Here is an 18,918-nt window from a genome sequence, read left to right as displayed (position 1 = left end):
CGGTTTCAGGGCTGGGCGAGGCAGAGCAGGGCGGAGCTGAGCGCTGTGCGAGGTGAGGTGCGGTGCCGCGCGGTGCTGGTGAGCCGTACGGGGTGAGTGGCTTACGCGGGTGAGAACAGGTGGTCGCTGATGAGCCGGGCCGCGCCGATGACTCCGGCGGTGGGGCCCAACTCGCCCAGGACGATGGGGAGGTTGCCGGTCGCCAGGGGCAGCGACTGGCGGTAGACCTGGGTGCGGATCGCGGCGAGCAGGGTGTGGCCGAGGCCGGTCACCCCACCGCCGATCACCACCAGGCCGGGGTTGAAGAAGCTGACGAGTCCGGCGATGACCTGGCCGACGCGGTTGCCGCCCTCACGGATCAGGTCGAGGGCGGTGGCGTCGCCCGCGGCGGCCGCGGCGGCCACGTCGACGGCGGTCAGGGTGCCGTTCGCCTCCAGCCGCGAGGCGAGTTCCTCCGACCGCCCCTGCTGGGCCGCCTCCACGGCGTCCCGGGCGAGGGCCGCCCCGCTGAAGTGGGCCTCAAGGCAGCCCCGGTTGCCGCAGGCGCAGGGGCGGCCGTCGGGCACGGCCTGGATGTGCCCGATGTCGCCGGCACTGCCCGTCACGCCGCGGTGGACCTCACCGCCCGCGACGATGCCGCAGCCGATGCCGGTGCCGATCTTGACGCAGAGGAAGTCGCCCACGGAGCGTGCGACGCCCGCGTGCATCTCCCCCATCGCCATCAGGTTCACGTCGTTGTCGACCATGACCGGGCAGCCGAGATCCTGGCTCAGCGCCTCCCGTACGGGGAAGCCGTCCCAGCCCGGCATGATCGGCGGAGCCACCGGCACGCCCTCGGGGAAGCGGACCGGTCCCGGGACGCCGAGGCCGGCGCCGTCGAAACCCTCCGCGAGCCCCGAGGCCCTCAACTTCGCTGCCATGGACAGGACTTGCTCGAAGACCGCGACGGGGCCCTCACGTACGTCCATGGGCTGGTTGAGGTGTCCGAGGATCTCCAGTTCGGCGTTGGTGACGGCGACGTCGACCGAGGTCGCGCCGATGTCGACGCCGAGGAAGCGCAGCCCGGGGTTGAGCCGGACATTGTGGGAGCGGCGGCCACCGCGCGAGGCGGCCAGTCCGTCGGCCACGACCAGGCCCGTCTCCAGCAGCCGGTCCACCTCCACGGCCAGCTTGGACCGTGAGAGGTCGATCTGATCGCCCAGCTGGGCCCGGGAGTTGGGTCCTCCGTCACGCAGCAGCTTGAGCAGCCGGGCCTGATGGGCGTTCGCGGGTCGAGCCGTCATACGTCTCACGAGCCCCTCCCCGCCTCAATCGGCCTGTGCGCGCCGGGTTTCGGCCACCTCGGTGGCCTGCTTTCGAGGGGAACGTAGCAGTGGCCGCCGGGACTGGGAAGAAGTTGCGCACAGATTGCCGTCAACTTTCTCCACTCACAGGACAAAGCCGGGCCGGGCCCTGGTGCGGCGGGCTCCGGCCCCGCAGGATGGGCGGCGGACCGGGCCGTCCGGTCCGGGGGTGAGGGGGAATCACGTGATTCTGGTGACGGGTGCCACGGGGAACGTCGGCGCCGAGCTTGTGCGCGCACTGGCGGAGGCCGAGGAGCCGGTGCGTGCGATGAGCCGGTCCGGCCGGGCGGCGGGGTTACCGGCCGGGGTGGAGGCCGTGGCCGGCGATCTCAACCGGCCCGAGACCGTGCGGGACGCGCTGGACGGCGTACGGTCGCTGTTCCTGATGCCCGGCTACGAGGGGCAGCGCCGGATCCTGGCCGACGCGCGGGCGGCGGGTGTGGAGCGTGTCGTGCTGCTGTCCGGGAAGTCGGCCGAGGTCGACGACGACAACGCGGTGACGCGCTACCTGCGGGCGGCCGAGTCGGAGGTGAGGGCGTCCGGGCTGTCGTGGACGTTCGTGCGGCCGGTGAGCTTCATGTCGAACGCGCTGGCTCTGGCGGACCGGATCCGCAAGGGCGACGAGGTGCGTGTGCCGTTCCCGGGGGTGCGCACGGCGGACGTCGATCCGTACGACATCGCCCAGGTGACGGCGCACGCGCTGCGCTCGGCCGGGCACGAGGGCCGCGTCCACACGGTGACCGGGCCCGAGGCCCTGCTGCCCGCCGACCGCGTCCGGATCCTCGGCGAGGTACTCGGCCGTGATCTGCACGCCGTCGGCCTCACGGACGAGGAGGCGCGCACGGCGATGGGCGCCCAGCTCCCGGCACCGTACGTCGACGCGTTCTTCCGCTTCTTCGTGGACGGGATCCTGGACGAGTCGGAGGTCCTGCCGACCGTGCAGGACATAACGGGCCAGGCACCGCGCACGTTCGAGCAGTGGGCCCGGACGCACGCGGACGCGTTCTGAGGGGACGTCCCGGCGCTACGACTCCTGCCGGGCGTGGTACGACCGGCGCGTGTGCTCGGTGTGCTCCCGCATCAGCCGGGTGGCCTGCTGTTCGTCCCGCTCGGTGATCGCGGCGATCATGCCGCGGTGCTCGATCCAGGACTGCTGCCCGCGCTGGCGGGCGACCGGCGTGTAGTACCAGCGGACGCGGCGGTCGACCTGCGCCGCCAGCTCGGCGAGGACCGCGTTGCCCGCGAGCTCCATGATCTTCGCGTGGAAACGGGCGTTGAGGGCGACGGCCGCGTCCACCTCGTCGGCGGCGACGGCCTTCTCGCCCTCCGCGCACAGCTGTTCCAAGGCCTTGATGCCGGCGCTGTCGGCGTGGGCGGCGGCGAGCCGGGCGGCCTCGGCCTCCAGGAGGGTGCGCACGGTGAGGAGCTGGTCGGCCTCCTCCTCCGTCGGCTCATGCACGAACGCGCCCTGCGCGGGCCGCAGATCGACCCAGCCCTCGGTGTTCAGCCGTTGCAGCGCCTCGCGCACCGGCTGCCGCGACACGCCGAGATGACCTGCCAGTTCGCTCTCGACCAGATGCTGGCCGGGCTGCAGGGCGCGGGTGGTGATGAGTTCGAGCAGCGCCTCGTAGACGCGGTCGCGCAGCGGGCCGGGCCGTTCGAGCTTGGGCACCGCACCCTGCGGCAGTCCTGTCGACAACATCGGTCCCCTCCTGGGCGATCACCGGGCGACTGCGTCCCGTAGCCGACCGTCACGGAAAGCCAGTATCAATTGTCTTTCGTCTACAGTCTACGGCGCACAAAGGCCAGGGGACCGGGGAGTTGACCACATCACACCGAGGCGTCGCCCCTCACCACGGCGGCGTCAGGGACAGCGCACGACCTGCCCGGCGTACGACAGGTTCCCGCCGAACCCGAACAGCAGCACCGGGTCCCCGCCGGAGATCCTCCCCTGCTCCACGAGCTTGGAGAACGCCAGCGGGATGCTCGCCGCCGAGGTGTTCCCGGACTCGGAGACATCGCGTGCGACCACGGCGTTGACCGCGCCGAGCTTCTCGGCGAGGGGCTCGATGATGCGCAGGTTGGCCTGGTGCAGAACGACCCCGGCGAGGTCCTCGGGCGCGAGACCCGCCCGCTCGCAGGCCCTGCGGGCGATGGCCGGCAGCTGTGTCGTGGCCCAGCGGTAGACGCTCTGACCCTCCTGCGCGAACCGCGCGGGCTGGCCCTCGATACGCACCGCGTGCCCCATCTCGGGCACCGAACCCCACAGCACCGGACCGACGCCGGCCTCCCCGGACGCCTCCACGACGGCCGCACCCGCCCCGTCGCCGACCAGCACACAGGTCGTGCGATCGCCCCAGTCGGTCACGTCGGACATCTTGTCGGCGCCGATCACCAGCGCCCGGGCCGCGGCGCCCGCACGGACGGCGTGGTCGGCGGTGGCCAGGGCGTGGGTGAAACCGGCGCAGACGACGTTGACGTCCATCGCGGCGGGCGAGGGAATGCCGAGCCGGGCGGCGACCCGTGCGGCCATGTTCGGGGAGCGGTCGATGGCGGTGGAGGTGGCGACCAGGATGAGGTCGATGTCGCCGGGCGCGAGGCCGGCCGCCGCGAGCGCCTTGGCGGCGGCGTGGGCGGCGAGTTCGTCGACCGGCTCGTCGGGCCCCGCGATGTGGCGGGTACGGATGCCCACTCGGCTCCTGATCCACTCGTCACTGGTGTCGACCATGCCCGCCAGTTCCTCGTTGGTGAGTACCTTGGCGGGCTGATAGTGGCCGACTGCGGCGATGCGCGAGCCGTTCATCGTTGGTGATCCCCTCGGGCCTCGGGTAGCGGGATTCACCAGTCTGATCAGTGACTCACGGGTACGACGGCACGTGATGCCACAGGAAACGGGCGCCCGCGTTGTCAGCTTCCATCAGACCCTCGGACGCCCGAACAACTTCCGAACACCTACCCGGTGAACAGCTGCGTCGCCTTTTGTACGAGTTCGTAGACCCCGTACGCGAGCGGCACCCCCACCCACACCCAGGCGAAGGCGATCAGCCCCCGCCGGTCGGGCGGAGGGCTACTGCTGTCGCTGGACATCCGCGACCTCCTTCTCCTGCTGCGCCGGGGCGGGCACGTGGTGGCGCGGGTGGACGGGCCGGACGAGTTCGTTGGCGACGAAGCCGACGGCGAGCAGCCCGATCATGATGAACAGGGACATCGTGTACAGGGAGGAGCCGTCCTTGCCGGCCTCCTCCTGCCGGTCGGCGATCCAGTTCACGATCAGCGGCCCGAGGACACCGGCCGTGGACCAGGCGGTGAGCAGCCGTCCGTGGATGGCGCCCACCTGATAGGTGCCGAAGAGGTCCTTCAGATAGGCGGGGATCGTGGCGAAGCCGCCGCCGTAGAAGGACAGGATCACCAGTGCGCACAGGATGAACAGCGGCTTCGAGGAGTCGCCGGCCAGGGCGATCAGGCCGTACATCAGCGCGCCCACGCCCAGGTACACGCGGTAGATGTTCTTGCGCCCGATCAGGTCGGAGGTCGACGACCAGCCGATCCGGCCCGCCATGTTGGCGGCGGACAGCAGGGCGACGAAGCCGGCCGCGGCCGACGCCGACACCGTTGTCGAGGTGTTCGCGAAGAAGTCCGTGATCATCGGCGCGGCCTTCTCCAGGATGCCGATGCCGGCGGTCACGTTCATGCAGAGCACGACCCACAGACACCAGAACTGCGGGGTGCGGATCGCCTGTTTCGCGCTCACCTGCGGGCCGGTGGGGGCCGAGCGCGCAGTTCCCCGCGCCCCTTGGTCGGTTCGCGGCACCCGGATCAAGAGGACACCCAGCGACATGAACACCGCGTACGACAATCCATGCACCAGGAAGGCCAGCGCGATCCCGGAGCTGTCGGAGCCGAACGACTCCAGCATCTGGGCCGACCAGGGCGAGGCGATGAGCGCGCCGCCGCCGAAGCCCATGATGGCGATGCCGGTGGCCATGCCGGGCCGGTCGGGGAACCACTTGATCAGTGTGGAGACCGGCGAGATGTAGCCGATGCCGAGGCCGATTCCGCCGACGAAGCCGTAGCCGAGGACGATCAGCCAGTACTGCTCGACGGCCGCGCCCAGTGCGGAGAGCAGGAACCCGGACGAGAAGCAGATCAGGGCGACCGTCATCGCCCAGCGCGGCCCGTTGCGCTCCACCAGCGTGCCGCCGAACGCGGCCGACAGACCGAGCATCACGATGCCGAGTTGGAACGGCAGGGCGCTCTGCGTGCCGCTGAGGCCGAGGGCGGATTCGAGCGGCGGCTTGAACACGCTCCAGGCGTAGGCCTGGCCGATGGACAGATGAACCGAGAGAGCGGCGGGCGGAACCAGCCAGCGGCTCCATCCCGGGGGTGCGACCGGTGGACTCATGATCCGGAACGGTAGGGAGCCGCACGGCAGTTGAGAAGGCGGCGCGTCGACCGTATTCGGTGAGCGGTATGCAGGGCGCGACGAACGGTCGAACACTGTCCGGAAAGCCTGCCTTCCCGAACGCCGTGCGCGAACCCTTGCTGACCCCCTATCCATACTGTAGACAATATTCAGTCGACGAGATTCGGTGTGAGTCGGTGCGATTCGAGCCGATCGGCACTACTTCCCAGCCACCTCCGCGGTACTCCCTCGACCGAACGGAGCGTTCCGAAGTGAAAGTTGCAGTCCTCGGCGCCGGTGCCATCGGCGCCTACGTCGGAGCCGCGCTGCATCGCGCCGGCGCCGACGTGCACCTGATCGCCCGTGGACCGCATCTCGCGGCCATGAGGCAGCACGGAGTGCGGGTGCTCAGTACGCGCGGCGACTTCACCGCCCGCGCCCACGCCACCGACGACCCGGCCGAGGTCGGCCCGGTCGACTATGTCCTTCTGGGCCTGAAGGCCAACTCGTACGCGGCGTGCGGGCCGCTCATCGAGCCCCTTCTGCACGACGGCACGGCGGTCGTGGCCGCCCAGAACGGCATCCCCTGGTGGTACTTCCACCGGCACGGCGGCCCGCACGACGGCCACCGCGTCGAGAGTGTGGACCCGGACGGCGCGGTCAGTGCGGTGATCGCGCCCGAACGGGCCGTCGGCTGCGTGGTCTACGCCGCCACCCAACTCGAAGGCCCGGGTGTCGTACGGCACTTGGAAGGCACCCGGTTCTCCATCGGGGAGCCCGACCGCAGCGTCTCCAAGCGCTGTCTGGACCTCAGCGAGGCCATGGTCGCCGGCGGTCTCAAGTGCCCGGTCGAACCCGACCTGCGCAACGACATCTGGCTCAAACTGCTCGGCAACATCTCCTTCAACCCGATCAGCGCGCTGGCCCGCGCCACCATGCGGCAGATGTGCCTGCACGGCGGCACCCGCAAGGTCATCGAGATCATGATGACCGAGACGCTCGCGGTCGCCGAGGCCCTCGGCTGCGAGGTCGCCGTCTCCATCGAGCGTCGCCTCGCGGGCGCCGAGCGGGTCGGCGACCACCGCACCTCCACGCTCCAGGACCTGGAGCGCGGCAAGCCGCTCGAACTCGACGTACTGCTCGCGGCGGTCGTCGAGTTGGCGGAGATCACCGGCGTCCAGGTGCCCACCCTGCGCACCGTGCACGCCATCTCGGACCTGCTCGCGCTGAGGAGCGCCGCATGAGGAGCGCCGTATGAGGAAACGCGACCGAACTCCGAAGAACTACACGCGGCTGACGCACCCGCTCGTACGTGACTCCCGCGACGAGCCCTTCCGGCAGGCGACCTGGGAGGAGGCCCTGACCCGCGCGGCCGAGGGCCTGGCCCGCAACCGCGGCTCCTTCGGCATGTTCTCCTGCGCCCGCGCCACCAACGAGATGAACTACGTGGCGCAGAAGTTCGCCCGCGTCGTCATGGGCACCAACAACGTCGACTCCTGCAACCGCACCTGCCACGCGCCGAGCGTCGCCGGGCTCTCAGCAGCCTTCGGGTCGGGCGGCGGCACCTCCTCCTACGAGGAGATCGAGCACACCGACGTCATCGTGATGTGGGGCTCCAACGCCCGCTTCGCGCACCCGATCTTCTTCCAGCACGTACTCAAGGGCATCCACAACGGCGCCCGCATGTACGCCGTCGACCCGCGCCGCACCTCCACCGCCGAGTGGGCGGAGAGCTGGATGGGGCTGAACGTCGGCACCGACATCCCGATGGCGCACGCGATCGGCCGGGAGATCATCCACGCGGGACTGGCGAACGAGGCGTTCATCGAGCGGGCGACCAGCGGCTTCGAGGAGTACAAGGCGCTGGTCGAGCCATGGACGCTGTCGCTGGCCGAGAAGGTGACGGGCGTACCGGCCGCCGCGATCAGGGAGCTGGCCCACGCCTACGCCCGTGCCGAGCGCGCCCAGCTGTGCTGGACCCTCGGCATCACCGAGCACCACAACGGCACCGACAACGTCCGCGCACTGATCAACCTCTCCCTGCTGACCGGGCACGTCGGCCGCTACGGCAGCGGGCTCCAGCCCCTGCGTGGCCAGAACAACGTCCAGGGCGGCGGCGACATGGGCGCGATCCCCAACCGTCTGCCCGGCTTCCAGGACATCCTCGACCCCGACACCCGCCTGAAGTTCGAGTCGGCCTGGGACACCGTGATCCAGCCCCACTACGGCCTCAACCTCACCGAGATGTTCGAGGCGATGGAGGAGGGCGCGCTCAAGGCCGTCTACTGCATCGGCGAGAACCCCGCCCAGTCGGAGGCGGACAGCGAGCAGGCGGTGCGCCGCATGCGGCAGCTGGACTTCCTCGTCGTCCAGGACATCTTCCTGACGAAGACGGCCGAGCTGGCGGACGTCGTCCTGCCCGCGACCGCCGGGTGGGCCGAGACCGAGGGCACCACCACCAACAGCGAGCGACGGGTGCAGCGGGTGCGCCGTGCCGTCACTCCGCCGGGCGAGGCACGCGAGGACATCGACATCATCTGCGAGCTGGCGGCCCGGCTCGGCCACGAGTGGAAGTACGCCGACGCCGAGGCTGTGTGGAACGAGCTCAGGTCCGTCTCGCCGGACCACTACGGGATGACGTACGAACGTCTGGCGGAGCACCAGGGCATCCAGTGGCCGTGCCCGAGCACGGGGCGGCTCGAACCGACGTATCTGCACGGCCGGTTGTGGGAGACGGACCCGGCGCGGCGCGGGATGGCGGCGCCCTTCGGGATCGTCCAGCACGATCCGCCGGTCGACCTCACCGACGAGGAGTACCCGATCCGGCTCACCACCGGACGGCGGCTCGACTCCTACAACACCGGTGTGCAGAGCGGGAGTTACGCCTCCCCGCTGCGGCGCGGCGAGTACGTCGAGCTGTGCCCGGAGGACGCCGAGCGGTACGGGGTTGTCGTCGGTGAGGAGGTCCAGGTGACCTCAAGGCGCGGTTCGGTCGTCGCGCCGGTGTGGGTCGACACCGCGCTGCGGCCGGGGCTCGCCTTCATGACCATGCACTTTCCCGACGAGGTGGACACCAACCAGCTGACCATCGAGGCGAACTGCCCGATCGCGGGGACGGCGGAGTTCAAGGCGTCGGCGATCCGGATCGAGAAGCTCCCCGTCGCGACCATCGTGAGGTGACGTCAAGTGGACCTGCGCTTCGGTGACAGCAAACCGACGGACGACGAACGGGCGGCCGTCGACGCCCTGTTGGGCCCGCCGGAGTCCTCCTGGGAGGGCGCCGCCCGCGATGAGATGCGGGCCGCCGACCTGCGCTGGGCCCGCGGCGGACGCGAGGCCCGGGACCGCCGCGATCTGCTGTTGCCGGGGCTGCACGCGATCAACGACCGGATCGGCTGGATCAGCGAGGGCGCCCTCGACTACCTGTGCCGCCGGCTGACGGTGCCGCCGTCGGAGGCGTACGGCGTCGCCACCTTCTACGCCATGTTCTCGGTCAAGCCGCGTCCCGCGACCGTGCTCCACGTGTGCACTGACCTCGCGTGCGCGGCGGCCGGCGCGAGCGAACTGTGCGCGGGCATCGAGGCACGCCTCGGTCTCGGGAGCGGCGTCGGCGTCGGCGTCGAGCGCAGCCCCTGTCTCGGGCTGTGCGAGCGGGCTCCGGCGGCCCTCGCGATCAGGGCCGGGGATCCGGTGCGTACGGCGGTCTCGGCGCCGGCGACCGTGCACGACGCGGTCCTCGCCGCGAGCGCGCCGGACTCGGCGCCGGAGGAGCCGCCGGCGGCGATGGCGGTACCGCAGGCGGGGGACCCCTCGCTGACCCTGCTCCGGCGCGTCGGAGTCGTCGACCCGTCCTCGCTGGACGACTACCGCGCCCACGGCGGCTACACCGCACTGCGCCGGGCCTTCGAGCTCGGTCCCGCCGGAGTCATCCGCGAGGTCACCGACTCCGGCCTGGTCGGGCGTGGCGGCGCCGCCTTCCCCACCGGCCGCAAGTGGCAGGCCACGGCGTCCCAGCCCGACCACCCCCACTACGTCGTCTGCAACGCCGACGAATCGGAGCCGGGCACCTTCAAGGACCGCGTGATCATGGAGGGCGACCCGTACGCGCTGGTCGAGTCGATGACGATCGCGGCGTATGCGACGGGCGCGCACAAGGGGTACCTGTATCTGCGCGGCGAGTACCCGCGGGCGCTGCGGCGCCTGGAGCACGCCATCGCGCAGGCACGCGCGCGCGGGCTGCTCGGGGACGACGTCCTCGGGCAGGGGTACGCCTTCGACATCGAGATCCGGCGGGGGGCCGGGGCCTACATCTGCGGTGAGGAGACGGCTCTCTTCAACTCCGTCGAGGGCTACCGGGGCGAGCCGCGATCGAAGCCGCCGTTCCCGGTGGAGAAGGGGCTGTTCGGCAAGCCGACGGTGGAGAACAACGTGGAGACGCTGGTCAACGTGTTGCCCGTGCTGACCATGGGCGCCCCGGCATACTCCGCGATCGGCACGGAGAGGTCCACCGGACCGAAGCTGTTCTGCGTGTCCGGGAGTGTGCGGCGGCCCGGCATCTACGAGCTGCCGTTCGGCGCGACGCTGGGCGAGCTGCTGGAGCTGGCCGGGGTCCGGGAGGGACTGCGGGCGGTGCTGCTGGGCGGGGCCGCGGGCGGCTTCGTACGCCCGGACGAGACCGACATCCCGCTCACCTTCGAGGGCACGCGGGAGGCGGGCGCGACGCTCGGCTCGGGCGTCGTCATGGCCTTCGACGGCACTGTCCCGCTGCCCCGGCTGCTGCTGCGGATCGCCGAGTTCTTCCGGGACGAGTCGTGCGGGCAGTGTGTGCCGTGCCGGGTCGGGACCGTACGGCAGGAGGAGGCGCTGCATCGCATCGTGGAGCGCACGGGTGCGGCGGCCGCCGATGACATCACCCTGCTCAGAGAGGTCGGCCGCGCCATGCGGGACGCCTCGATCTGCGGTCTGGGGCAGACCGCGTGGAACGCCGTGGAATCCGCCATCGACCGTCTGGGGGCGTACGAATGACCGTGGTACCGCTGGGGATCCCGCGCCGGCTGCTGGAGTTCACCATCGACGGGGAGCCCGTGCGCACGACGGAGGGCTCCACGATCCTCGACGCCTGCCGGGCGGCCGGGAAGGACATCCCGACCCTGTGCGAAGGGGACACCCTGAGGCCCAAGAACGCCTGCCGGGTGTGTGTCGTGGAGGTCGAGGGGTCCAGGACCCTGGTACCCGCCTGCTCGCGGAAGGCCGAGCCAGGCATGGAGGTGAGGACCTCCACCGAGCGGGCGCGGCACAGCCGGAAGATCGTCCTGGAGCTGCTCGCGTCCTCGGTCGACTTGTCGACGACCCCGAAGGTCGCCGGGTGGATCAAGAAGTACGAGGCGAAACCGGACCGCTTCGGGCCGGACGCGGCGCGACTCGACGAGGAGCCGAAGCTCGACAACGAGCTGTACGTGCGGGACTACGACAAGTGCATCCTCTGTTACAAGTGCGTGGACGCATGTGGGGACCAGTGGCAGAACAGCTTCGCGATCTCCGTCGCCGGGCGCGGATTCGACGCGCGGATCGCGGTGGAGCATGACGCTCCGCTCACCGACTCGGCGTGCGTGTACTGCGGGAACTGCATCGAGGTGTGTCCGACGGGGGCGCTGTCCTTCAAGTCCGAGTTCGACATGCGGGCGGCGGGTACGTGGAACGAGTCCGAGCAGACCGAGACGACCACCGTGTGCGCGTACTGCGGTGTGGGCTGCAACCTCACGCTCCACGTGCAGGACAATGAGATCGTGAAGGTCACGTCACCGCACGACAACCCGGTGACCCACGGCAACCTCTGCATCAAGGGCCGTTTCGGCTACCAGCACGTACAGAACCGGGACTGAGGCACGACATGGGACGAGTCACGGAACGACGCAAGGTGATCCGGATCCGGGACGGGGCCGTCTCCACCCGGCCGGACACCCTCGTCGCCGAGGAACCGCTGGAGATCCGCCTCAACGGCAAGCCGCTCGCGATCACGATGCGCACGCCGGGTGACGACTTCGCGCTGGCCGCCGGGTTCCTGGTGAGCGAGGGGGTGCTCGCCGAGGGGTCCGACCTGCAGAACATCGTCTACTGCGCGGGCGCCACGGTCGACGGCTCCAACACGTACAACGTGGTGGACGTGCGGACCGCGCCGGGCGTGGTCATCCCCGACATCACCCTCGAACGGAACGTGTACACGACGTCGTCCTGCGGGCTGTGCGGCAAGGCGTCCCTGGACGCCGTCCGAACGACGGCCCGCTGGCCGATCGCGGACACTCCCCCGGTCCGGGTCGAGCCCGAACTGCTCGCGGACCTCCCCGACCGGCTCCGCGCGGCTCAGCGGGTCTTCGACCGGACCGGGGGCCTGCACGCGGCGGCCCTGTTCACCGAGGACGGCGAACTGCTGGACATACGCGAGGACGTGGGCCGGCACAACGCGGTCGACAAGCTCGTCGGCCGCGCCCTGCAGAACGGCTCCCTGCCGCTGTCCCGGACGATCCTGCTGGTCTCGGGGCGGGCCAGTTTCGAGTTGGCGCAGAAGGCGGTGATGGCGGGGATCCCCGTGCTCGCGGCGGTCTCGGCGCCGTCCTCGCTGGCGGTGGACCTGGCCGCGGAGACCGGGCTGACGCTGGTGGGCTTCCTGAGGGGCAGCTCCATGAACGTGTACGCGGGCGAACACCGGCTCGCCCTGCGGACCGCGGCCGCCCAGGCCTGACCGGCTCCCCGCGACACGGCGGCGGGGCCCCGAAACCGGCGGGGAGCGCCCCCTGCGCCGTACTGGGGCCCCGCTGTTCTTGTGCACTGCCTGCGCGCACCGGGCCGCGGCCGGGTTCGGCCCCGCCGACTCAGCCGCCCATGAAGCGCACCTGCGCCGCCCGCACCACCGACCCCAGCCTCGGGAAGTCGAGGCGCACCGACGCGTCGTGTTCCGCTGCCGTGAACGCCGTCATCGCGTCCTCCACGAAGACCAGCTCGTAGCCGAGGTCGGCGGCGGCGCGGGCCGTGGACTCGACGCCCAGGTTGGTGGCGATGCCGCCGAACAACAGGGTGGTGATGCCGTGTTCGCGGAGGCGGTCGTCGAGGCCGGTGCCCTGGAAGCCGCCGATGGTCCGCTTCACGATCTCGATGTCGCCGTCCCCCAGCAGTCCTGCCGCGAGGGCGCTGCCGGGCGGCTGTTCGGCGACGCCGGGGCGTTCGACACGGACGAGCACGACCGGCGCTCCGGCGCTGCGGAAGGCGGTCGCCAACTCCTCGCAGGCGGCCAGGACTTCGGTTCCCTTACGGGGTTCCAGAGGCAGCGCGACGATGCGGTCCATCAGGTCGACGAGCAGCAGGGCGGTGTGGTCGGGGTCGAGCGCGAGAGGTGCGGTCATGACGGAACGTTATCCGCCGTCAGCTCTGTGTACCGGAAATCCGGATCAACAGGTCCATGAACCGGTCGCGTTCGGCCGCGGTGAGCGGTGCGAGGAGCGCGTCGTTGGCCTCGCGCGCCGCCTTCTCGCAGCGCTTGAGTAGACGCGCCCCATCGTCGGTGAGGGACACCGCGTTCTTACGGCGGTCGTTCGGATCCGGAGCGCGGACGACCAGGCCGGCGGACTGCAGGTCGTTCAGGATCCCGACCAGGTCCTTGGGGTCGATCCGCACACCGCGGCCGAGGTCCGCCTGCGCGACGGGGGCGAGGTCGCGGACGGCGGAGAGGACGACGTGGTGCCACATCTTCATGCCCTCCGCGGCCAGCGCCTCGGCCACCAGCGCCCGGCCCCGGGCCGCGGCACGGCCGAGCAGCCAGCTGGGCAGGGAACGGATCGCGGGGAGCGGGGCTTCGGGCATGCAGGCACTCTACCGAGATTTCATTGGACTTCCCAACGATTGACCTATAGCGTCGGGCCCCGTCGAAACCGTTGGTGTTCCCAATGACTTCTGGAGGTGCGATGCGCCGCGTCCGCTACGACTCCCCCGGCGGCCCCCTGTTCCTGGAGGAAACCCCCGTCCCCGAACCGGGCCCCGGCGAGCTCCTCGTCCGCTGCGAGGCGATCGGCGTCACGCTGCCCGTCGTCCGCAAGGTCACCGAGGCCGCCGAGCCCATACCGCTGGGCGGCGAGATCGCGGGGCAGGTCGTGGCCGTGGGTGCCGAAGTCACCCACTTCCGGGGCGGCGACCGCGTGACCGGCCTGTGCTTCGGGCACGGGTACGCCGACTACGCGCTTCTGCACGAGGCCATGGCCTCTCCGGTGCCCGACACCGCCACCGCCACCGACGCGGTCGCCCTCGTACGCAGCGGCCTGGTCGCGCTCGGCGCACTGGAGGCCGCCCGGCCCGAGCGCGGGGAGGCGGCGCTGGTCACCGCCGCGGCCAGCGGGGTCGGGCATCTCGCCGTGCAGCTCGCACGGGTGCGGGGTGCCGGGCGGGTCGTGGGCGCCGTGTCCGATCCGGCCAAGGCGGACTTCGTGCGCTCCCTCGGCGTCGATGGCGTGGTGGGGTACGGGGAGGACAGCTGGGGGGAGCCCTTCGACTATGCCCTCGACGCGGTCGGCGGCGACCTGCTCACTCCCGCCCTGGCCGCGCTCGCCCCGGGCGGGCGGCTCGTGGCGTACAGCTCGGGGGGCGGGACGATCCAGGCGTACGACCTCCTCGTGGGCGCCAAGTCCGTCATCGGGTTCCAGATGGCGCGGATCGCTCGCGGGCGGCCGGAGTTGTACGAGCGGTGGCGGGGGGAGCTGTGGCAGCTGTTCGAGGAGGGGGTCGTCAGACCCGCCGTGCACGGCGAGTTCGCACTGGAGGAGGCGGCCGGGGCGCATGCGGCCATCGAGGCGCGGGCCAACCGGGGGAAAGTAGTACTCCATCCGTGATGTGACACGTGCACGGTTCTTGTGATGTGTGCGATAGCCCAACTAACGTCTGTAATGCGCACCTTGGACGTGGGATGTCCGAATGTTCAGATGCCTGGACCCAAAACCAGACGATGAAGGGCGGGCCGCACCATGCCGTCAAGAGTTCGCGCACGCCTCAGAGCTGCCCTGATCGCGGCCGTCGCCACCACGGCGACGGCCGCGACGTCGAGTCCGGCCCAGTCCCAACCCGCAAGCCGGACACCGCTGTTCGAGCAGCAGGTCATCTTCCGGGCCGACCAGGACCCGGGCTACGCCTGCTACCGCATCCCGGCGATCGTGAAGACCAAGGACGGCACGCTGCTGGCGTTCGCCGAGGGGCGGGTGCTGAACTGCGGGGACGCCGCCGACATCGACATCGTGCTCAAGCGGTCGACGGACGGTGGCCGCACCTGGGGACCGCTCCAGGTGGTCAACGACGGCGGCGGCGACACGCACGGCAACCCGGCACCGATCGTGGACCATGAGACCGGCCGCATCCTGCTCGCCGAGACGTACAACACGGGCCGTACGGACAGTGGCAGTTGCTCGGTGCCGTGTGACCGCACTCCTCATCTGCAGTACAGCGACGACGACGGCCGGACCTGGTCCGCGCCGCGCAATCTGAGCGACCAGATACTGCCGAAGGAGTGGAACTCCTGGTACGCCACCGGGCCCGTGCACGGCATCCAGCTCACCCGGGGCAAGCACGCCGGACGCCTGGTCTTCGGCGTCAACACCGAGACCTGGGACGGCACTCGGGTCTCCGCCAACCACGCCGCGCTCATCGTCAGCGACGACGGCGGGGACACCTGGCGGATCGGCGCCACCGACTCCTGGCCCATCGCCGCCGCCGACGGCACCTTCCGGCAGAAGCCCTCCGAGGTGACCCTCACCGAGCACACCGACGGCACGATCATCATCAGCGGCCGGGAGCAGGACGGCTCCGACCTCGGCCACCGCTCCCAGACGTTCAGCCGCGACGGCGGCGACAGCTTCACCGGCCCCTTCCACGGCCTGCCGGACCTGTACACGCCGCAGGTCCAGGCCGCCACGCTGCGCATGGGCAACCGGATACTGCTGTCCGCCCCCGGCGACCCCGACCGCCGCCGGACCATGATGATCCGGTCCTCCTACGATGGCGGCGAGACCTGGGAGAGCGCCGACCGCGGCAAGGTCGTCGCCACGGACTGGACGGGCTACTCCGACATGGTGGCCGTCGACGCGTCCACCGTGGGCCTGATGTACGAGGGCGGCGCCGTCGACGCCCGCGACGAGATCCGCTTCGCCCGCTTCAACGAGGACTGGCTCGGCCCGCGCCGCGCCCCTGACCCGACCACCCCCGACCTGGCCCTGGGCGCACCCCGGGCGACCGTCCTCGGCAGCCCGAGCACCACGAACGGGGTGTTCGCGGGCGCCGTGGCGTTCGACGGCAAGGACGACGCCGTACGCCTGCCGTACCGCTCCCGACTCCCGCTCGGCGACGGGGACTTCACGGCGTCGCTGTTCTTCCGCTACTCGGCCGCGTCCGGCGAGCAGCCGTTCCTGTGGATGGGCGGGATCGGCACCACTCAGCCCCAGGTCTGGCTGCGCGGCGAGCCCGACAACGACCGGGTGCGGGCCCTGATCACCACACGGGAGGGATTCCGGACCGTGCGCACCGCGTCCGTGTGGTTCAACGGCGCCCGCAACGACGGCCGCTGGCACCACCTCGCCCTGCGGCGCGGCGGCGGAAAGCTGACGCTGTTCCTCGACGGTACGGCGCTCAGCACCGCGGACGTGGCGGGCTCGGTCAGCCGCAACTCGCCGTTCGGTGTGCACGTCGGCCAGCGCATGGACGGCCGGGCGTTCCTCACCGGCGCTATCGACGACGTCCATGTGTGGAACCGGGCACTGGGCGACGCCGAGATCCGGGCGGCGGCGCAGGTCACCGCCCGTAGGCCCGCGACCACCGCCGACACCGTCCTGTGGCTGCCCATGGACCAGGTGCGCTGAGGCCACTAACGTCCCTGGCGTGCCCGACGACGCACGAGCACGACAGCGCACCGGAACCGGTCTGGGACTCCTGCTGGTTCTGGTCCTCGCGGCCGTGCTGCTCACCGCCCTCCCGGACGACGGCGAACGGGAGGGCGGTGACGCGTGCGCCCCGCACTCGGTCGCGGCCTGGTCCGCCGAGGCCGGTCTCACCGCAGAGTTCGCCCGCTACGGCGACGACCCCGCCCGCGGCGACGACTGGACCGGCGGCGACGGCACCCACTCGGTGCGGCTGCCGGACGGCCGGGTGCTGTGGCTGTTCTCGGACACCTATCTGGGCCGGGTGCACGCCCCGCCCAACCCGTTCGGCGAGTCCGTCACCTGGCGGGACACGACCGCCCCGCTGGTGCGCAACTCGGCGGTCGTGATGCGCGACGGACGGCTGGAGAGCACTCTGCCCGCCCCGCTCTTCCCCGATCCCGCCCCGAACCAGTGGCGCTGGCCGGTCGCGGCCCGGGTCGAGCCGCGCTCCCCCGGCTCGTCCGAGAAGGTGCTGCGGGTGCTGCTGTGGGTGCGCACGGCCGGGCAGGCGCCCTGGATCTACGGCGTGCCGACGGCCACCGAGGTCGCCACGCTGTCGCTGCCCGACCTCAAGGTCGAGTCGGTCGTGAAGGTCCTCGACCAGCAGCTGGTGCCCGATCCGTCCCGGCGGGTGCTGTTCGGCACGACGCTGGTCGAGGAGGACGGCTGGACGTATGTCTTCGGCGGTGACGACGGTCAGGCCGCGTCCCGGCCGGCCTCGCGGGCGTATGTCGCCCGCGTGCCCGAGGGCAGGCTCGCGGAGCCGGGGGCCTGGCGGTACTGGAACGGCTCCGCGTGGGCCGACGCGGGCGCCCGGCCGCGTGCGGTGCTCGGGGACGGACAGCGCACCGGGGTGGGCAGCGCGTTCTCGGTGGCGCGGGTGCGGGGGACGTACGTCCTGTTCACCATGGCCGCGGGCACCGAGGGGCTGTCGACCGTGACGTCGTACTGGGCCTGCTCGCCGACCGGTCCGTGGCACGGGCCGACGAAGGACTTCAGCCCGTCGCTGCCGCAGGGCGCGCAGGTGGCCGCCTACAACCCGCAGGTGCACCCCGAGCTGAGCGGCGACGGACGGCTCGTGCTGAGCTACGACGTCAACTGGCTGGAGACGGTCGGTGCCGCGGCGCAGCTCAACCGGAACGTGTCCCTGTACCGACCGCGGTTCGTGACGCTGCGGGTGGCGCCGACGCGGTGACCGGGTCGGGGGCGGCCGCCTCCGCGTCGCGGGCCTCGGCGTCGCGGGCCTCGCCGTCCTGGGCCTCGGCGTCGTGGGAGCGCCGTTTGGCGATGACCGCGCACACCATGAGCTGCATCTGGTGGAACAGCATCAGCGGCAGCACGGCCAGCGAGGCGTGCGCGCCGAACAGGACGCTCGCCATCGGCAGCCCGGCGGCGAGGGACTTCTTCGAGCCGGCGAACTGGATCGCGATCCGGTCCCCGCGGTTGAAGCGCAGGGCCTTCGCGCCATACCAGGTCAGGGCGAGCATCACGGCCAGCAGCACCGCCTCGACGGCGAGCAGGCCGCCCAGCCGCAGCGGGCTCACCTGGTGCCAGATGCCCTGGACCATGCCCTCGCTGAACGCCGTGTAGACGACCAGCAGGATCGAGCCGCGGTCGACCAGCCCGAGAACCTTCTTGTGCCGGGTGACGAAGCCCCCGATCCAGCGCCGCAGCACCTGCCCGGCGACGAACGGCACCAGCAGCTGCAGCACGATCTCGACCAGCGAGTCGGCGGAGAAGCCACCGGCGCCGCTGCCGAGCACGGCCGCCGCGAGGAGCGGGGTGACGACGATGCCGACCAAGGAGGAGAAGGAGCCGGCGCAGATCGCGGCGGGCACGTTGCCGCGGGCCATCGACGTGAAGGCGATCGACGACTGGATGGTCGACGGCACGAGGGTGAGGAAGAGCAGGCCCTGGTAGAGCGGGTCGGTCAGGATCACCGGGACCAGTCCGCGGGACGCCAGCCCCAGCACCGGGAAGACCACGAAGGTGCAGGCCAGGACGGTGACATGGAGCCGCCAGTGCTTCAGCCCGTCCAGTGCCTCACGGGTGGACAGCCGGGCTCCGTAGAGGAAGAACAGGAAGGCGATCGCGGCCGTGGAGGCACCGGACGCCACGTCGGAGGCCGTTCCGCGCGCCGGGAAGAGGGCCGCGAGGCCCACGGTCCCGAGCAGCAGCAGGATGTACGGGTCGATCGGCATCCAACGCGGCCATCGCAGGCGATTCA

The 18,918-nt window shown here is 71.2% G+C and carries 17 protein-coding genes; 9 read left to right on the top strand and 8 right to left on the bottom strand.

The annotated features are described in order from the left end of the window. Positions 1-101 precede the first annotated feature (101 nt). Positions 102-1,283, bottom strand: a complete 1,182-nt coding sequence (locus POF73_RS06240) for an ROK family transcriptional regulator (protein ID WP_272113462.1) — start codon at positions 1,281-1,283, stop codon at positions 102-104. A gap of 244 nt (positions 1,284-1,527) precedes the next feature. Here POF73_RS06240 and POF73_RS06235 point away from each other — a divergent pair, with 244 nt between their 5' ends. Further along, positions 1,528-2,352, top strand: a complete 825-nt coding sequence (locus POF73_RS06235; protein WP_272113461.1) for an NAD(P)H-binding protein — start codon at positions 1,528-1,530, stop codon at positions 2,350-2,352. A 15-nt stretch (positions 2,353-2,367) separates the two neighbouring features. On the opposite strand, the gene POF73_RS06230 is transcribed toward POF73_RS06235, so the two are convergent. From POF73_RS06230 to POF73_RS06215, 4 genes are all read right to left on the bottom strand, one after another. After that, entirely contained in the window at positions 2,368-3,045 is a 678-nt protein-coding gene (locus POF73_RS06230) for a GntR family transcriptional regulator (protein WP_272113460.1), read from the bottom strand. A 162-nt stretch (positions 3,046-3,207) separates the two neighbouring features. Further along, positions 3,208-4,146: a beta-ketoacyl-ACP synthase III gene (locus tag POF73_RS06225; RefSeq protein WP_272113459.1), complete on the bottom strand. Its 939-nt coding sequence runs from the start codon at positions 4,144-4,146 to the stop codon at positions 3,208-3,210. A 149-nt stretch (positions 4,147-4,295) separates the two neighbouring features. Next, entirely contained in the window at positions 4,296-4,430 is a 135-nt protein-coding gene (locus POF73_RS06220; RefSeq protein WP_272113458.1) for an MFS transporter small subunit, read from the bottom strand. Beyond that, positions 4,411-5,745: an OFA family MFS transporter gene (locus tag POF73_RS06215; RefSeq protein ID WP_272113457.1), complete on the bottom strand. Its 1,335-nt coding sequence runs from the start codon at positions 5,743-5,745 to the stop codon at positions 4,411-4,413. Before POF73_RS06215 ends, POF73_RS06220 begins: the two co-directional genes overlap by 20 nt. A 272-nt stretch (positions 5,746-6,017) precedes the next feature. Between POF73_RS06215 and POF73_RS06210 the strand changes: the two genes are divergently transcribed. Genes POF73_RS06210 through fdhD form a run of 5 tightly spaced genes read left to right on the top strand, consistent with a single transcriptional unit; the run spans position 6,018 to position 12,484 of the window. Next, entirely contained in the window at positions 6,018-6,989 is a 972-nt protein-coding gene (locus tag POF73_RS06210; protein ID WP_272113455.1) for a 2-dehydropantoate 2-reductase, read from the top strand. Positions 6,990-6,999: 10 nt separating this feature from the next. Next, positions 7,000-8,925, top strand: coding sequence for a molybdopterin oxidoreductase family protein (locus POF73_RS06205; protein ID WP_272113454.1), 1,926 nt, complete (start codon positions 7,000-7,002; stop codon positions 8,923-8,925). Between the two features lie 6 nt (positions 8,926-8,931). Continuing rightward, positions 8,932-10,770, top strand: a complete 1,839-nt coding sequence (locus tag POF73_RS06200; protein WP_272113453.1) for an NAD(P)H-dependent oxidoreductase subunit E — start codon at positions 8,932-8,934, stop codon at positions 10,768-10,770. Continuing rightward, the gene (locus POF73_RS06195; RefSeq protein WP_272113452.1) at positions 10,767-11,627 is read left to right on the top strand and encodes a 2Fe-2S iron-sulfur cluster-binding protein; all 861 of its coding nucleotides are present in this window, start codon (positions 10,767-10,769) and stop codon (positions 11,625-11,627) included. The genes POF73_RS06200 and POF73_RS06195 overlap by 4 nt, the downstream gene beginning before the upstream one ends. Positions 11,628-11,635: 8 nt before the next feature. Then, entirely contained in the window at positions 11,636-12,484 is an 849-nt protein-coding gene (gene fdhD / locus POF73_RS06190; protein WP_272113451.1) for a formate dehydrogenase accessory sulfurtransferase FdhD, read from the top strand. 130 nt (positions 12,485-12,614) lie between these two features. Here the strand turns inward: fdhD and POF73_RS06185 are convergent, their stop codons facing one another. After that, positions 12,615-13,142, bottom strand: a complete 528-nt coding sequence (locus tag POF73_RS06185) for an isochorismatase family protein (protein WP_272113450.1) — start codon at positions 13,140-13,142, stop codon at positions 12,615-12,617. Between the two features lie 19 nt (positions 13,143-13,161). Further along, the gene (locus tag POF73_RS06180) at positions 13,162-13,599 is read right to left on the bottom strand and encodes a MarR family winged helix-turn-helix transcriptional regulator (RefSeq protein ID WP_272113449.1); all 438 of its coding nucleotides are present in this window, start codon (positions 13,597-13,599) and stop codon (positions 13,162-13,164) included. A gap of 101 nt (positions 13,600-13,700) precedes the next feature. On the opposite strand from POF73_RS06180, the gene POF73_RS06175 reads away from it, so the two are divergent. The 3 genes from POF73_RS06175 to POF73_RS06165 all read left to right on the top strand — a co-directional run bounded on the left by POF73_RS06175 (position 13,701) and on the right by POF73_RS06165 (position 17,886). Next, on the top strand, positions 13,701-14,618 hold the full coding sequence (locus POF73_RS06175) for a quinone oxidoreductase family protein (protein WP_272113484.1): 918 nt from the start codon (positions 13,701-13,703) through the stop codon (positions 14,616-14,618). A gap of 132 nt (positions 14,619-14,750) precedes the next feature. Then, positions 14,751-16,631, top strand: a complete 1,881-nt coding sequence (locus POF73_RS06170; protein ID WP_272113448.1) for an exo-alpha-sialidase — start codon at positions 14,751-14,753, stop codon at positions 16,629-16,631. A gap of 19 nt (positions 16,632-16,650) precedes the next feature. Beyond that, positions 16,651-17,886 (top strand): DUF4185 domain-containing protein, encoded by a 1,236-nt coding sequence (locus tag POF73_RS06165; RefSeq protein WP_272113447.1) that lies wholly within the window; start codon positions 16,651-16,653, stop codon positions 17,884-17,886. Here POF73_RS06165 and POF73_RS06160 read toward each other — a convergent pair. Then, on the bottom strand, positions 17,822-18,892 hold the full coding sequence (locus POF73_RS06160) for a bile acid:sodium symporter family protein (RefSeq protein ID WP_272113446.1): 1,071 nt from the start codon (positions 18,890-18,892) through the stop codon (positions 17,822-17,824). The two genes, POF73_RS06165 and POF73_RS06160, sit on opposite strands and share 65 nt — an antisense overlap. Positions 18,893-18,918 lie beyond the last annotated feature (26 nt).

Origin of the sequence: Streptomyces sp. HD (genome assembly GCF_028369295.1) — a bacterium.
Lineage (GTDB): Bacteria > Actinomycetota > Actinomycetes > Streptomycetales > Streptomycetaceae > Streptomyces.
This window is presented reverse-complemented; position numbering and strand designations above follow the sequence as displayed.

Bases quoted from the DNA above. Each gene is read 5' to 3' on its own strand.
- POF73_RS06240 (WP_272113462.1), bottom strand. From the start codon at position 1,283: ATGACGGCTCGACCCGCGAACGCCCATCAGGCCCGGCTGCTCAAGCTG.
- POF73_RS06230 (WP_272113460.1), bottom strand. From the start codon at position 3,045: ATGTTGTCGACAGGACTGCCGCAGGGTGCGGTGCCCAAGCTCGAACGG.
- POF73_RS06225 (WP_272113459.1), bottom strand. From the start codon at position 4,146: ATGAACGGCTCGCGCATCGCCGCAGTCGGCCACTATCAGCCCGCCAAG.
- POF73_RS06220 (WP_272113458.1), bottom strand. From the start codon at position 4,430: ATGTCCAGCGACAGCAGTAGCCCTCCGCCCGACCGGCGGGGGCTGATC.
- POF73_RS06215 (WP_272113457.1), bottom strand. From the start codon at position 5,745: ATGAGTCCACCGGTCGCACCCCCGGGATGGAGCCGCTGGCTGGTTCCG.
- POF73_RS06205 (WP_272113454.1), top strand. From the start codon at position 7,000: ATGAGGAAACGCGACCGAACTCCGAAGAACTACACGCGGCTGACGCAC.
- POF73_RS06195 (WP_272113452.1), top strand. From the start codon at position 10,767: ATGACCGTGGTACCGCTGGGGATCCCGCGCCGGCTGCTGGAGTTCACC.
- fdhD (WP_272113451.1), top strand. From the start codon at position 11,636: ATGGGACGAGTCACGGAACGACGCAAGGTGATCCGGATCCGGGACGGG.
- POF73_RS06185 (WP_272113450.1), bottom strand. From the start codon at position 13,142: ATGACCGCACCTCTCGCGCTCGACCCCGACCACACCGCCCTGCTGCTC.
- POF73_RS06180 (WP_272113449.1), bottom strand. From the start codon at position 13,599: ATGCCCGAAGCCCCGCTCCCCGCGATCCGTTCCCTGCCCAGCTGGCTG.
- POF73_RS06175 (WP_272113484.1), top strand. From the start codon at position 13,701: ATGCGCCGCGTCCGCTACGACTCCCCCGGCGGCCCCCTGTTCCTGGAG.
- POF73_RS06170 (WP_272113448.1), top strand. From the start codon at position 14,751: ATGCCGTCAAGAGTTCGCGCACGCCTCAGAGCTGCCCTGATCGCGGCC.
- POF73_RS06160 (WP_272113446.1), bottom strand. From the start codon at position 18,892: ATGCCGATCGACCCGTACATCCTGCTGCTGCTCGGGACCGTGGGCCTC.